Source organism: Coxiella endosymbiont of Amblyomma americanum (assembly GCF_000815025.1).
Taxonomy (GTDB): Bacteria; Pseudomonadota; Gammaproteobacteria; order Coxiellales; family Coxiellaceae; genus Coxiella.
The window spans coordinates 352,050-366,086 of the sequence record NZ_CP007541.1; the positions used below are offsets into that span (position 1 = coordinate 352,050).

Here is a 14,037-nt window from a genome sequence, read left to right on the forward strand (position 1 = left end):
GTGTTGCAACCAAGTAACCGAAAATATCGCAAAAATTTTAAAAGTCGAAATCGAGGAGTAGCTTGTCGCGGCAATCGAATTAGTTTTGGGGAGTTTGGGCTTAAATCAATAGATTATGCGCGCATTACTGCGCGTCAATTAGAAGCTGCTAGGCGTGCTCTTTCAAGACACGTAAAGCGAAGTGGTAAGATTATTATTCGTATTTTTCCTGATAAACCAATTACAAAAAAACCTTTAGAAGTGCGTCAAGGCAAGGGGAAAGGAAATGTCGAATACTGGGTAGCACCCGTACAGCCTGGACGAATGATTTTTGAAATTGAAGGAATAGAAGAAAATCTTGCCCGTGAAGCTTTTGCGCGAGCAGCGGCCAAATTGCCTGTGAGATGCATTTTTTCCAGACGAACGGTGATGTAGATGAAAGTTGATAAACTTTGTGCTAAAACAGAATCTGAACTTAGAAAACAATTGCTTATTTTGTTAAAAGAAAGATATAGTTTACAGATGCAAAAGAGAGTAAAGGAAATTGTCAAATCGCATCTTTATAAGCGAGTACGCCGTGGTATAGCTCGCCTTAAAACCTTTTTAAGAGAAAAGGAACTATTACATAAACATGAAAAATAAAAAAGTAGTCCGTATTTTTTCTGGTATTGTGACTAGCAGAAAAATGAATGATACAATTGTTGTATTGATAGAACGAAAAGTAAAGCATTCTAAATATGGAAAATTTATTAGGCGTTTTAAAAAATTACACGTGCATTGTCAAGGAAACAAATGCCAAAAAGGTGATGTTGCTATTGTCCGTGAAACTCGTCCTATCTCAAAAACAAAAAGTTGGGTTTTGGTAAAAGTTGAGAAAATGTTAGTAAAAGATGTTTGAGAGTAATTTTTCATGATTCAAGTGCAATCAGTTATTAATGTAGCAGATAATAGTGGAGCCAGACGTGTGATGTGTATTAAAGTTTTAGGTGGGTCTAGGCGTCGGTATGCAAACATTGGTGATATCATTAAGGTAAGTGTTAAAGAAGCAATGCCGAGAGGAAAAGTGGAAAAAGGAGACATAATGAATGCGGTAGTAGTGCGGACACGGAAAGGAGTGAGACGAAGCGACGGATCAATCATTCGGTTTGATAATAACGCTGCGGTATTGTTAAACAGTCAATTGCAACCAGTGGGTACAAGAATTTTTGGTCCAGTAACTAGAGAGTTACGTAAGCATAATTTTATGAAGATTATTTCAATGGCTTTGGAAGTTGTATAAGTGGTAGTCTTATAGTGATGAAAAAAATTAAAAAAAATGATACTGTTGTGGTAATAGCAGGAAGAAGTAAAAGTTGTAAAGGCAAAGTAGTTAAAATTCTTCCTCGTGGTCGAGTGTTGATTGATGGTGTACATCTAATCAAGAAGCATGTGAAACCAAATCCTAATAAAAATGAAGGTGGTGGTGTGTTGGAACGAGAGTCTGGGGTTCATATTTCTAATGTTGCCATTTATAATCCTAGTACGAAGAAGTCAGATTGCGTAAAAATTAAAATTTTAGATAATGGATCTAAAGTTCGGGTATTTGCTTCAAACGCAATAAAAATTGATACTTAAAGTATAAAATATGACAGAATTACAAGAACTGTATAAGAGAGTAGTGGTGCCGAATTTACAAAAAGAGTTTGGTTTTAGATCCACAATGGCTGTGCCGTGCATTGAAAAGATTACCTTAAATATGGGAATCGGTGAGGCTGTTGCTGATAAAAAAGTAATTGAACGCGCCATGGACGATATGATGAGGATTTCTGGTCAGAAACCTGTGATTACTTATGTACGTAAATCAGAGGCCAGTTTTAAAATTCGCACTGGATGGCCTATTGGTTGCAAAGTAACGTTACGTCGAAAACGTATGTATGAATTTTTAAAGCGGCTTATTTCTATTGTAATACCGCGTATTCGAGATTTTCGAGGTTTTAGTGCTGCATCTTTTGATAAATGGGGCAATTTTAGTCTTGGTATTCGGGAACAGATTGTTTTTCCAGAAATTCAGTATGACAAGATTGATGCGGTTCGGGGTATGGATATTAATATCACTACGACAGCTCGGTTTTGTGAGAATGCGAAAGCACAGGCTTTTTTGTTATTAAAAAATTTTGGTTTTCCGTTAAAAGATTAAAGATTAATTTTTGATTTTAAGAGTATAATTGTTGTGTCAAAACTGAGTGTCATTGAACGTAATAGAAAGCGTATACAAAAGTCTTACAAGGCACAAGAGAGTCGTTTAAAACTCAAAAAGATGTTTAAAAAAGGAACTCCTGAAGACCAGGAAGCTGCTCAATTGAAGTTACAAAAAAATTCCCGTGATGAATCTAGAGTTAGGATAAGGCATCGATGCCATAAATGTGGTCGGCCTTGTGGTACACTTAAAAAATTTGGATTATGTCGAATTCATTTGAGAGAAGCTGTTATGAGGGGAGATGTTCCCGGTTTAAGAAAAGCGAGTTGGTAGTCCCATAAAAATATGACACAAGATCCTATATCTGACGCACTGACACGTATTCGTAACGCTCAGGTGTTAAAAAGAAGAGAAGTTAGCATGCCTTCGTCGAAGCTAAAGTTAAGTATTGTAACAGTATTAAAGCGAGAAGGTTATATTATCGATTATCATGAGAAAGACGATTTTCCTAAGCGTCAATTAGTTATTATCCTGAAATATTACGAAGGAAAACCAGTCATTTCTATGTTGAAACGAGTAAGTAAGCCTTCTTTGCGCGTATATAAAGGTAAAAACGAATTGCCTAAAGTACATAACGGTTTAGGTATCGCTATTATTTCGACTTCAAAAGGTGTGATATCTGACCACCAAGCACGATATTTAGGTGAAGGTGGAGAAGTTATTTGTTACGTGAGTTAAGAAACTAGATAGGGAAAGAAACTGTGACAGTAAGTCGTGTAGCCAGGCAACCGATTAAAATTCCAGATGGTGTGGATATTGTTATAAAGGATGGGCAATGTATAACCGTAAAAGGACGAATTGGAAAACTTACTCAAACGCTTCATAATGCCATTAAGGTTGTGCGGTATGACAATGAGCTTCGGGTAACGCCAATAAGCGCTATTGACAATGATCTTCCGAAGAAATTAAACGCACTGGTAGGAACTACACGTGCGTTGATTCAAAATATGGTTCGTGGTGTGTGTGATGGATTTCAGAGAAAGTTAGTGATGATAGGCATTGGTTATCGCGCGCAAGCTAGAGGACAACTGTTAAGTTTGATGGTTGGATTTTCACATCCAGTAGATATCGAAATACCGAATGGAATTGTTGTGAAAACTCCTAGTGCGACCGAGATCGTTGTGAGTGGCATTGATCGGCAGATAGTGTGTCAGGTAGCAGCGAATATACGTTCAATCCGTCCACCGGAACCGTATAAAGGAAAGGGTATTCGTTACGATGGTGAACACGTATCTTGTAAGGAGGCCAAGAAAAAATAGTATTATGAAACACAAAAAAAGACTTAGACGTGCTCGCCGAACGCGGGAAAAAATTAAGGAATTAGGTGTGGCACGTTTGTGTGTTTACCGGTCGTTAAATCATATTTATGTTCAGTTTATTTCTCCTGATGCGATTGTGCTAGCTGCTGCGTCGACTGTGGAAAAAAACGTAAGACATCAGCTGAAATACGGAGGAAATGTTACAGCGGCTACGATGATCGGTAAGCTTATCGCCGAACGTGTTAAAAAGTTTGGTATTGCGAAAGTAGCTTTTGATCGAAGTGGTTATAAATATCACGGACGCGTTCGCGCATTAGCAGAATCGGTGCGTAACAGTGGGATTGAATTTTAACAGATCTTTATGCCATTCCACAGTCTATAATCGTATGTGGTGATTACAGTGAGTAACGAATAAAATGACAGATGGTAACCAAGATAAATTAGTGTATGTACGTCGTACAGCAAAAGTCGTAAAAGGAGGACGAATATTTAGTTTTTCTGCGTTAGTTGTTGCTGGAAATGGCGAAGGAAAAGCAGGTTTTGGCTTAGGGAAAGCTCGCGAAGTTCCAGTCGCTATTCAGAAAGCTACCGAAAACGCCAGACGTGATATGGTAAGCATTCCTTTGCATGATGGCGATACATTAAGTCATCCAATAAAGGCTGTCTATGCGTCTTCAACTGTCTTAATATTACCTGCTTCTGAGGGAACGGGGGTAATTGCTGGAAATGTGATGAGAGCAGTTTTTGAAGTTATGGGTGTTCGAAATATTCTAGCAAAGTGTATTGGCTCTTCCAATCCAATAAATGTAATTCGAGCCACTTTTAAAGCAATAAGAAATTTAGAGACATCTGAGTTAGTAGCTGTGAAACGCAGATGATTAATTATAGCAATTCTACAAGGTTTAAGGGTTTTTAATGAAAAAATTGAAAAAGATTCGTGTAACTTTAATAAAAAGTAAATACGGAAGAAAACCAAATCATCGTAAATGCGTAGAGGGTCTTGGTTTAAGACGTTTGCATCAGACAGTAGATGTAATTGATACGCCTGCCAATCGAGGTATGATTGGCAAAGTTTTTTATTTATTAGAAATTGAACAACAGGAAGTTTAAAAATGCATTTAAATACCCTAAGACCCGGTGCAGGGAAACGAAAGAAAAAAATGCGGGTAGGTCGTGGGATTGGTAGTGGAAAAGGTAAAACTTGTGGTCGTGGACATAAAGGACAGCATTCTCGATCTGGTGGGTATCATAAAGTTGGTTTTGAAGGTGGGCAAATGCCTATACAACGTCGGGTGCCAAAATTTGGTTTTGTTTCAAAAAAGAAATTATTTTCTGCAGAAGTCCGTTTAGATGAATTAAATAAGGTATTTGGCGACGCGATTAACATTAATACTTTAAAGGAGAATGGTATTATCAATCAACGTGTTAAGCAAGTAAAAATATTTGCTTCTGGAAAATTGCAAAAATCCATAGTAGTGACAGGATTGAGAGCAACGCAGAGTGTTAAAATCGCTATAGAGAAAGCAGGCGGTAAGGTGGTTGATCGCAATGGCTAATAAAAAGTTTAATAATACATCTTCTTCTTTGTCACAAGGTGGGTTGAGTGAATTAAAGCGTCGTTTATTGTTCGTTCTATTTGGCGTTTTTGTATATCGTTTAGGAACTTATATACCCGTACCAGGTCTTAATCCTATACGCCTATCGATGCTTTTCCATCAACACGAGTTAGGTTTTTTAGGAATGTTTAATATGTTTTCTGGTGGTGCTTTAAGTAGAATGACGATTTTTGCATTAGGCATAATGCCGTATATTTCTGCTTCTATTATTATTCAAATGTACAGTCAAATTTCTCCTAAAATGCAATCTCTTCGTAAGGAAGGAGAATCAGGTCGTCGCAGAGTTAATCAATATATAAGATATGGAACTGTTATACTATCTTTATTGCAATCAATTTTTATGACTAAATGGTTAGTTAGTAGCAGTCATGTTGTCATGCATCCAGATTGTAGTTTTTATCTTACGACTGTTATTACTCTTGTTACAGGTACCATGTTTTTGATGTGGTTAGGCGAGCAAATGACGGAGCGAGGGATTGGCAATGGAACTTCTTTAATTATTTTTTCTAGCATTGCTTCGCGGTTTCCGGTAGCGGTCAGTCAAGTTTTTATGCAAGTTCGTCAAGGTCAGATACCTATGCTAACTTCATTTTTTTTGTTGACGATAGTCATTGTAGTTACTTTAATAGTTGTTTTTTTTGAAAGAGCTCAGCGTCGAATTACCATTAATTACGCTAAACGTCAACAAGGAAGAAAGCTGTATGCAGCTCAATGCAGTCATCTTCCATTGAAAATTAACATGTCTGGTATTATTCCAGTGATTTTTGCTCAAAGCATTATTTTGTTTCCTGGAGCTGTAGCCAAGTTCATGGCTTCTATTAAAGAATTGTGGTGGTTGGATAATATTTCTTTAGCTCTTTCGAATGGACAGCCCGCTTATATTATAATTTTTTCTATGGCGGTGATCTTTTTCAGTTTTTTTTACACGATTTTAGTTTTTAATCCTAAAGAAACAGCTGAAAACTTGAAGAAAACTGGAGCATTTATTTCCGGTATTCGTCCAGGAATACAAACGGCAAACTACATTAGTAAAGTAATGACGCGGCTAACTTTAGTAGGTTCTGTTTACCTTGCTCTAGTAGCTTTATTACCTCAGTTTCTGATTTTAACATGGAATATTCCTTTTTATTTTGGAGGTACTTCTTTATTAATCGTAGTAGTAGTAGTTATGGATTTTATAGCACAAGTGCAAGCTCATGTGATGAGCTACCAATATGAATCTTTAATGAAAAAGTCAGGCGTGAGAGGTGCAGGCTTTGGGCTTATTCGATAAATAAAAGTAGAAAAGTTTAAAATGAAAGTAAAGACGTCTGTAAAAAGAATATGTAGGAGTTGTAAAATGGTTCGAAGAAGAGGTGTTTTACGAGTAGTCTGCAGCAATAATGCTCGACACAAACAACGGCAGAAACATTAGGCACATAGAGATTTTTGTATACGAGTGAGAGAACGTTAAAATATAGTCTTGTAAAAGGTGTTCGGTTTATAATTTTTACGACTTGATTTATTGTAGAAGGAAGATTATGCTACATTCTTCACTGCTGCGTCATCAAGGAATTTATTGATCAATAAAGTAGGAACAGTATAAAAGTGGTGGTTCGCATTTCTGGTGTCAATATCCCGACGCATAAACACGTGCGGGTAGCACTACAAGTTATATACGGTATAGGCAATGCTCGAGCGGTAAAAATCTGCAAGTTAGCCAGTGTTGATCCAACTGTTAACATTAAAGATTTATCCGAAAAAGAACTCGATACTTTACGAAATGAAATTGGTAAGTTTATGGTAGAAGGGGATTTAAAACGAAAACGTTCTATGGATATTAAGCGGAAAATGGATTTAAGTACCTATCAAGGTATTCGTCATCGCCGTGGACTTCCAGTCCACGGTCAGCGCACTCGTACCAATGCTCGTACCCGGAAGGGTAGACGTAAGCCTATAAGAGCTTAAAAACGGTGACTAGGAAGAGTCTTTAAATGGTGAAAAAACGTTTTAGAAAGGTTGTTGAGGGTATTGCCCATATTAATGCGGCATTCAATAATACTAAAATATGTATTTCTGACGTACACGGGAATGTGTTGTGTTCTCGTTCGGCAGGTGGGTCAGGGTTTAAAGGATCTCGAAAAGGCACTCCTTATGGAGCGCAATTGGCTGCTGAGGGAATAGGTGAGAGAGCTATTCAAGATTTTGGCATGGAGGCTGTTTCCGTATGCATTAAAGGTCCAGGTGCAGGACGCGATTCTGCTATTCGTGGATTACGTTCCTCAGGTTTAAAGATTATTAGTTTGGAAGATCGTACGGCATTACCACACAATGGTTGTCGTCCTCGTAAGAAACGTCGAGTGTAGAGAAAGTGTGATTTAGAGTAATGATAATTTAGAATTTTTTAGAGGATTAATTAAAAATGGCGAGGTATCTTGGTCCAAAATGTCGATTGTCACGACGTGAAAAGACTGATTTACAATTAAAGAGCGGTATTCGGGAAATAGCTGCGAAATGTGACATTGAACGGGTTCCTGGTGCACATTGGCAACGTCGTGGAAGAAGTACAGACTACGGTGTCCAATTGCGAATGAAGCAATTAATTAAGCGTTATTATGGTGTTCTAGAAAAACAGTTTCGCAATTATTATCTAAAAGCTGATAGACTTAAAGGATCTACTGGGAACAATCTGTTAAGTTTATTGGAAAAGCGTCTGGATAACACAATTTACCGAATGGGATTTGCAGCTACCAGAGCGGAGGCAAGACAGATCGTAAATCATAAAGCAATTCTTATTAATGAACGCTTGGTAAATATTCCTTCTTATCAAGTAAAACCTGGAGACCGCATTGAAGTACGTGATCGAGCCAAGAGACAGTTGCGTATCAGAGAAGCACTAGAACTAGCAAGACAACGTACGTTAGTTTCCTGGATTGAAGTAGATGCTAAGAAAATGGCAGGTACATTGAAAGATCAACCTGATGTGACAGAGTTGCCTGCTGAATTTAAAGTTAATCTTGTTGTTGAGCTCTATTCAAAATAAAGGAGCTAAGGAGCATTTTAGATATGCAAGATCCTCTTGAATTATTTTTAACGCCAAAAAACATTCAAGTCTATCCGGTGTCGCCGCCTAATCATTTTCGTATCGTCTTAGAGCCGTTAGAACGTGGATTTGGGCATACTTTAGGTAATGCTTTGAGGCGAGTCCTATTATCTTCTATGCCTGGGGCTGCTATTGTAGAAACGCAGATAGAAGGTGTTTTACATGAATATAGCTCTCTTGAGGGCGTTCGAGAAGATGTAGTGAGTATAATGTTAAACCTAAAAGGTATTGCTATTAAATTAGAAAGTTGTAATGAATCTGTTTTAATTCTAAAGAAGAAAGGTCCTGGTGCGGTTATAGCAGGAGATTTACAGATAGACCAAGGAACTACAATTGTTAATCCTGATCATGTAATTGCAAACCTTACTCAGGAAGGTGAAATTAACATGAAATTGAAAGTTATGATGGGTCGTGGTTATGAACCTGCTAGTGTTCGCGCAGAAAAGCGAGACAGTCGTTCTTTAGGGGTGTTATTGTTAGATGCTTCTTATAGTCCAGTGCGACGTGTTGCTTATTTTGTAGAAAATACTCGGGTAGAAAAACGTACAGATTTAGATAAGTTAATTATTGAACTAGAAACTAATGGTACGCTTAATCCTGAAGAAGCTATTCGATTTTCGGCGACTATCTTGCAACACCAATTATCAGCTTTTGTTGATATAAAAAAAGAGGAAGGTCAGTCTATTGATAGCAAGGAGAATACACTCGATCCTGTATTGTCTAATTCTGTGGACGACTTGGAATTGACTGTACGGGCAGCTAATTGCTTAAAAGCGGAAAGTATTTATTATATTGGTGATTTAGTACAACGCTCCGAAAATGATCTGCTAAAGACTCCGAATTTAGGTAGAAAATCTTTGTTGGAGATTAAGAGTGTACTTGCACAGAGGGGACTAAGTTTAGGTATGCGCATTGAGGGCGGATGGCCTCCGGAAAATATCGTAGAGAGACAGTGCCATGAGAAGGAAAAAGGGTAAACTTTTATATGTATCATCGTAAAAGTGGTAAACGTTTAAACCGTTCGGGTGCGCATCGCAAAGCGATGATGAAGAACATGACTATATCGTTGCTAAAATGCGAGGTAATAAAAACTACTCTACAAAAAGCGAAAGAATTACGAAGAGTAATTGAGCCTTTAATTACGTTAGCAAAGAAAGACAGTGTAGCTAATCGTCGCTTAGCCTTCAGTCGTCTGCGTGATGACGTAACCGTAGCAGTGCTTTTTAAAGAAATTGCACCTCGAAACAAGAAACGTCTTGGAGGGTATTGTCGTGTATTAAAATGTGGTTTTCGCACTGGAGATAATGCACCTATGGCAATTGTTGAGTTGGTTGATCGAGTAAAAAAAGAGAAAGGGAGTACAGATTCATGAACTCCTTAATTTTACAAAAAATGAGAGAAAGATTAAGATTAATTTTGATTAATTGAGAAGATTAATGTAGTTATGGTTGTTGTGCCAAAAATTCGTGGTTTTGTTTGTGTGACGGCACACCCGGAAGGGTGTGAGAGGAATGTAATGGAATGGATTGAATATGTAAAAAAAAAACAGACTGCCTTTTCTTTTGGACCAAAAAGAGCGTTAATTATCGGGGCTTCTACTGGTTTTGGTCTTGCGAGTCGCATAGTGGCCGCCTTTGGCGGTGGAGCTAAGACAATAGGGGTTTTTCTTGAAAAGTCACCTGTTAAAAAACGTACTGCTTCTCCAGGATGGTATAATGTTGCAGCTTTTGAAAAAGCTGCATGTGCATTGGGGTTATACGTTAAAAGCATTAATGGTGATGCGTTTTCAAATGAAGTAAAGAGAAAAACTATTGAATTAATTCGGAAAGATTGGAAAAATGGAGTCGACTTGGTGGTTTATAGTATTGCCGCTCCACGTCGTGTACATCCCAAAACTGGGGAAGTTTTTAATTCTGTGTTAAAACCTATTAGACAGTTTTATCGCAGTAAGACTGTGGATATTATGACAGGAAAAGTCAGTGAAATAATTGTCGGGCCTGCAACTGAGAAAGAGATTCAAGATACAAAATTAGTTATGGGTGGTGATGATTGGGCTTTGTGGATAACTGCTTTATTGGAAAGCAATTGCTTATCAAGAGGGATTATCACAGTTGCTTTTACATATATTGGGCCTGAATTAACTTACGCGATTTATCGTAATGGTACTATTGGAAAAGCAAAGCAATCATTGGAAGCAACAGCCAAAAAGTTAGATGCTCTATTAAAGGAAAAGCGAGAGGGGAGAGCTGTTATTTCTGTAAATAAAGCATTGGTAACACAGGCTAGTGTAGTTATACCTGCTGTGCCTCTTTATGTCTCCTTACTTTATAAGGTTATGAAGAGAAAAAGTTTGCATGAAGGTTGTATTGAACAAATGTTGAGATTGTTTAGCAGGTATTTGTACGGTAAACAGAAAAATATCTCCATAGATCTAGAAGGTCGTGTTCGTATTGACGATTTGGAAATGCGCAGGGATGTGCAAGAGGAAGTGACGGCGTTATGGCAATCTGTTAACAGTAACAATGTTAACCAAATTGCTGATATTACCGGTTATCGTGAAGATTTTTACAAATTATTTGGTTTTGGTTTAAATAACATCGATTATCAGCGAGATGTGGATACAGAAATTACTATTCCCTCAATTAGCAGTGCAAATTTGTGAAAGCAAGTGCAAATCTCTCACTCTCAGTTTGCTATCTCAGTTTGCTATTATTGCAGAATATAAGCATTGGTTTTTTCTTTCGTTTTAAAAAGGGATATCATCTTCGAGTTCTGGATCGTCATGTTGTTGAGGCAGTGTATTATCGGTGGTGACAACAGTGGGGACAATTTCTTTTTGATTCTCTAAGATTTTAGTTTGTCGATAAGAAAAATCTTCTTTTTCCTGACGATGGTTTCCATGGTTGTTGTTGTTTCCACTACGATCTAATATGTGCATCTCACTTGCGATAATTTCTGTGGTAAAACGATCGAAATTATTTTTATCCTGCCATTTACGTGTTCGTAAACTTCCTTCAACATATACCCTTGATCCTTTATGCAAATATTCGCCTGCAATTTCGGCCAGACGATTAAAGAATGCCACTCGATGCCATTCTGTTCTTTCTTGCAATTCACCTGTCTGTTTATCACGCCAGGTTATACTTGTAGCTAATGTCACATTCGCAACAGCGTTTCCATTAGGAGTATAACGTACCTCAGGATCTTGTCCTAAATTTCCAATTAAAATAACCTTATTTACACCTCTAGTCATATGCACAACCTCCTAGTTTTAAAAACGTTTTAGTACTCACACACATAACTTACTACATAGTGATAGATAGCAGTAGCCATAACAATGCAATAATTGTGCAAAAAATAAGTATTCCTATCCACTGATAGTAACCAAAGATCCATCCTCCCACGCTGCTACCAAAAAAAATACCAAAAAATTGAGCGGAGGAATAAACCCCAAGAGCTGTTCCTTTATAAAAAACTGGTGCATTTTTAGAAACTAACGAAGGAAGAATTGCTTCTAAAAGTATAAAAGCAATAAAAAAGAGAAATAATGTAAGACCAATTGCAATAGTTGAGTGATAGAACGCCATCAATAGCACCTGACTAATCGCCAAAAGAGTGACAGCGCCACTAACGACATATTTAGGATGACATTTCTTTTCAAAAATCACAATAGCTGGTACTGCCATTACAAAGGAAAATAACAGTATAACCAAATAAAGCAACATTTGTACATGTTCGGTAAGATTAATTACTCGACTTAAAATAACAGGAACACCGATAAACATTGCTGTTAAAATACAGTGCAGGGAAAAAATACCAAAATCTAATCGTAATAAAACATTGCTGAAAATTCCTTTTTTACAAAAAAAGGAATTTGAATTTCTGGATTCTACTGCGCGAGAAAGCATGTAACGATGGTGGTGATTATTAGAAACAGTGGGGACTAACAAAAGTAACACAATAATTCCTAACGCCGAAAAAATTGCTGTTGTATAAAATATACCATTAAGATGAAACCACATATTAATCATTGGACCAGCGATAAAAGCAGCGACGAATGCACAACAAATGACTATACCAACTAATGCCATAGCTTTACTTCGTTCTTCATCGCTGGTTAGATCAGCGATCATAGCAAGAACAGTGCTTCCAATTGCTCCCGCACCTTGAAGAGCTCGTCCAGCAATAATACCGTATATAGAATGCGACAGAGCTGAAAGAATACTTCCTGTGCCTAAAAATATTAATCCTGTTAAAATGACTGGTTTTCGACCTACACGGTCAGAGAGTACACCAAAAGGAATTTGAAAACAAAATTGTAAGAGTCCATAAACGCCAAAAGCTAGTCCGATACGAGCTGGTGTTGCAAAAAGTATTTGATTGGTATAGAGAGGAAGTACGGGAAGTAACATAAACAATCCCAGCATACGAAAAGCCATCACAGCAGCGAGTGAAACTATAGCAACGCTTTCTTTTTTATACATTTGGTAATCGAGGAATAACCGTAAAATATTATAGAGCCATATAATAAACCAACATAAAAGAAAAATCTAAAAATACTGTGTATTTTTTGCAATATTTAATTTTATAAAAAGATAGAAGTCACGATTAAGTTTATAAGATCCAGATTTCTTAATGGTTACATTTAGCACAGTTAATCTTTACAAACAGAAGTATATAATTGAGAAATTTTTGGGAACCGTTCACACAGGAAAGTATAAGTAGACACAAGGTATTGTTGTGTGTTTTGCAACAATTATTGTATATTTATTTTATAGTACTTTTTATGGTGCTTTGCTTTTGAAACAAAATAATTCGATTAATATAGATTAAATCTATTATTTCTGCTAAATTTTTCTAACGTAATTTAGAATATTAAAAACTACTTCAGTATAGAATAATTTTTTGGCTATTTGGAAATAAAAACCATTCATTCTATAATGAACAACTTGATTGATCTATTGCAGATTTTACGACTGAGAAATGCCTGCTGCTTACTAAATAGTAATTTATAAAAAACATAGTAATTTATAAAAAACGCAGATTTTAAATTAAGTAATTAAGTATAGAAAATATATGTCACTTTACACAATTGCCATGACGTTAACTTTGGTTATGGATCCACTGGGAAATATTCCGGTGTTTTTGGCCATCTTGCAAAATTACGACACACGTTCACAAGCACGCATTATCTTACGTGAATCTGTTATTGCATTTTTCATTTTAGTATTGTTTGTTTTCTTTGGGCGCTACATTTTACATGGTCTACATATGACTACTTCCGCCTTGAGTACAGCTGGCGGGGTTGTGCTTTTTATTATTTCGTTAAGAATGATTTTGCCATTAGAACAAAAGACAGCTAGCGAAAATTCCGAGGAACCACTCATTGTTCCTCTTGCTGTGCCATTAACAGCCGGTCCGTCCGCTATAGCCGTAGTACTGTTGTTTGTTACTAAAGAACCGCATCATCTTTGGTTAATTTTTTTTGGCATACTCATTGCCTCTGCAATTTTTATTTCAGTAATGTTACTTGCGCCGTTTTTAATGCTAATTTTTGGAAAACGAGGATTAATGGCAATTGAACGATTAATGGGGATAATATTAACAACTATTTCTGTACAGATGTTTTTATCCGGTATTATACAATATTTTCACTGTTATATTTAAATCAGTCCAGGTAAAACACAACGGTGGTTATTTTCTTAGGCATGCAACATCTCTGCTTTTTTCTGATTTCTGTAGAAATCTTTAATCAGTGATCTTCTTTTATCTGTGTGGAACAAATGAAACATGGTTGACACAGAATAATAAAGAAGAGTATAACAGGTTCTGTAATTAAGTTGAAAAGGAGAGCGTTTTAAATCG

24 protein-coding genes are annotated in these 14,037 nt (G+C 36.8%); 22 read left to right on the forward strand and 2 right to left on the reverse strand.

The genetic code is table 11. The features are described from left to right. From rplP to fabV, 21 genes are all read left to right on the forward strand, one after another. Positions 1-414: a 50S ribosomal protein L16 gene (rplP, locus tag Z664_RS01620; RefSeq protein ID WP_039669953.1), complete on the forward strand. Its 414-nt coding sequence runs from the start codon at positions 1-3 to the stop codon at positions 412-414. After that, entirely contained in the window at positions 415-621 is a 207-nt protein-coding gene (rpmC, locus tag Z664_RS01625) for a 50S ribosomal protein L29 (protein ID WP_039669954.1), read from the forward strand. Then, positions 605-877, forward strand: coding sequence for a 30S ribosomal protein S17 (gene rpsQ, locus Z664_RS01630; protein WP_439895522.1), 273 nt, complete (start codon positions 605-607; stop codon positions 875-877). The genes rpmC and rpsQ overlap by 17 nt, the downstream gene beginning before the upstream one ends. A 12-nt stretch (positions 878-889) precedes the next feature. Continuing rightward, the gene (gene rplN, locus Z664_RS01635; protein WP_039669956.1) at positions 890-1,258 is read left to right on the forward strand and encodes a 50S ribosomal protein L14; all 369 of its coding nucleotides are present in this window, start codon (positions 890-892) and stop codon (positions 1,256-1,258) included. A gap of 11 nt (positions 1,259-1,269) precedes the next feature. Next, a complete protein-coding gene (gene rplX, locus Z664_RS01640) occupies positions 1,270-1,593 on the forward strand; it encodes a 50S ribosomal protein L24 (protein ID WP_148115121.1) in 324 nt (107 codons plus the stop codon). A gap of 10 nt (positions 1,594-1,603) precedes the next feature. Then, a complete protein-coding gene (gene rplE, locus Z664_RS01645; protein ID WP_039669958.1) occupies positions 1,604-2,155 on the forward strand; it encodes a 50S ribosomal protein L5 in 552 nt (183 codons plus the stop codon). A 33-nt stretch (positions 2,156-2,188) separates the two neighbouring features. Further along, positions 2,189-2,488 carry a 30S ribosomal protein S14 gene (gene rpsN / locus Z664_RS01650; protein WP_039669959.1) on the forward strand — a complete coding sequence of 100 codons (300 nt, stop codon included), beginning with the start codon at positions 2,189-2,191 and terminating at the stop codon, positions 2,486-2,488. A gap of 12 nt (positions 2,489-2,500) precedes the next feature. Continuing rightward, the gene (gene rpsH, locus Z664_RS01655; protein ID WP_039669960.1) at positions 2,501-2,893 is read left to right on the forward strand and encodes a 30S ribosomal protein S8; all 393 of its coding nucleotides are present in this window, start codon (positions 2,501-2,503) and stop codon (positions 2,891-2,893) included. A gap of 23 nt (positions 2,894-2,916) precedes the next feature. After that, positions 2,917-3,474 carry a 50S ribosomal protein L6 gene (gene rplF, locus Z664_RS01660; protein WP_039669961.1) on the forward strand — a complete coding sequence of 186 codons (558 nt, stop codon included), beginning with the start codon at positions 2,917-2,919 and terminating at the stop codon, positions 3,472-3,474. A gap of 1 nt (position 3,475) precedes the next feature. Beyond that, positions 3,476-3,826 (forward strand): 50S ribosomal protein L18, encoded by a 351-nt coding sequence (rplR, locus tag Z664_RS01665; RefSeq protein ID WP_148115170.1) that lies wholly within the window; start codon positions 3,476-3,478, stop codon positions 3,824-3,826. Positions 3,827-3,890: 64 nt separating this feature from the next. Then, positions 3,891-4,352, forward strand: a complete 462-nt coding sequence (gene rpsE, locus Z664_RS01670; protein ID WP_039669963.1) for a 30S ribosomal protein S5 — start codon at positions 3,891-3,893, stop codon at positions 4,350-4,352. 37 nt (positions 4,353-4,389) lie between these two features. Next, positions 4,390-4,584 carry a 50S ribosomal protein L30 gene (gene rpmD, locus Z664_RS01675; protein WP_039669964.1) on the forward strand — a complete coding sequence of 65 codons (195 nt, stop codon included), beginning with the start codon at positions 4,390-4,392 and terminating at the stop codon, positions 4,582-4,584. A 2-nt stretch (positions 4,585-4,586) separates the two neighbouring features. Next, a complete protein-coding gene (gene rplO / locus Z664_RS01680; RefSeq protein WP_039669965.1) occupies positions 4,587-5,030 on the forward strand; it encodes a 50S ribosomal protein L15 in 444 nt (147 codons plus the stop codon). After that, entirely contained in the window at positions 5,023-6,363 is a 1,341-nt protein-coding gene (gene secY / locus Z664_RS01685; protein ID WP_039669966.1) for a preprotein translocase subunit SecY, read from the forward strand. Before rplO ends, secY begins: the two co-directional genes overlap by 8 nt. A 21-nt stretch (positions 6,364-6,384) precedes the next feature. Continuing rightward, entirely contained in the window at positions 6,385-6,504 is a 120-nt protein-coding gene (gene rpmJ / locus Z664_RS03065) for a 50S ribosomal protein L36 (protein WP_084588730.1), read from the forward strand. 173 nt (positions 6,505-6,677) lie between these two features. Then, entirely contained in the window at positions 6,678-7,037 is a 360-nt protein-coding gene (gene rpsM / locus Z664_RS01690) for a 30S ribosomal protein S13 (RefSeq protein WP_148115122.1), read from the forward strand. Between the two features lie 26 nt (positions 7,038-7,063). Next, on the forward strand, positions 7,064-7,435 hold the full coding sequence (gene rpsK / locus Z664_RS01695; RefSeq protein ID WP_039669967.1) for a 30S ribosomal protein S11: 372 nt from the start codon (positions 7,064-7,066) through the stop codon (positions 7,433-7,435). A gap of 56 nt (positions 7,436-7,491) precedes the next feature. Continuing rightward, positions 7,492-8,112: a 30S ribosomal protein S4 gene (gene rpsD, locus Z664_RS01700; RefSeq protein ID WP_039669968.1), complete on the forward strand. Its 621-nt coding sequence runs from the start codon at positions 7,492-7,494 to the stop codon at positions 8,110-8,112. 23 nt (positions 8,113-8,135) lie between these two features. Then, entirely contained in the window at positions 8,136-9,149 is a 1,014-nt protein-coding gene (locus tag Z664_RS01705; RefSeq protein WP_039669969.1) for a DNA-directed RNA polymerase subunit alpha, read from the forward strand. Between the two features lie 8 nt (positions 9,150-9,157). Beyond that, a complete protein-coding gene (rplQ, locus tag Z664_RS01710; protein WP_039669970.1) occupies positions 9,158-9,544 on the forward strand; it encodes a 50S ribosomal protein L17 in 387 nt (128 codons plus the stop codon). Positions 9,545-9,616: 72 nt separating this feature from the next. Further along, positions 9,617-10,834: an enoyl-ACP reductase FabV gene (gene fabV, locus Z664_RS01715; protein ID WP_039669971.1), complete on the forward strand. Its 1,218-nt coding sequence runs from the start codon at positions 9,617-9,619 to the stop codon at positions 10,832-10,834. Between the two features lie 84 nt (positions 10,835-10,918). On the opposite strand, the gene ssb is transcribed toward fabV, so the two are convergent. Next, positions 10,919-11,425: a single-stranded DNA-binding protein gene (gene ssb / locus Z664_RS01720; protein WP_039669972.1), complete on the reverse strand. Its 507-nt coding sequence runs from the start codon at positions 11,423-11,425 to the stop codon at positions 10,919-10,921. 52 nt (positions 11,426-11,477) lie between these two features. After that, a complete protein-coding gene (locus Z664_RS01725) occupies positions 11,478-12,656 on the reverse strand; it encodes an MFS transporter (protein WP_039670226.1) in 1,179 nt (392 codons plus the stop codon). Between the two features lie 592 nt (positions 12,657-13,248). On the opposite strand from Z664_RS01725, the gene Z664_RS01730 reads away from it, so the two are divergent. After that, entirely contained in the window at positions 13,249-13,839 is a 591-nt protein-coding gene (locus tag Z664_RS01730; RefSeq protein WP_039669973.1) for a MarC family protein, read from the forward strand. The last annotated feature ends 198 nt before the right edge of the window (positions 13,840-14,037 follow it).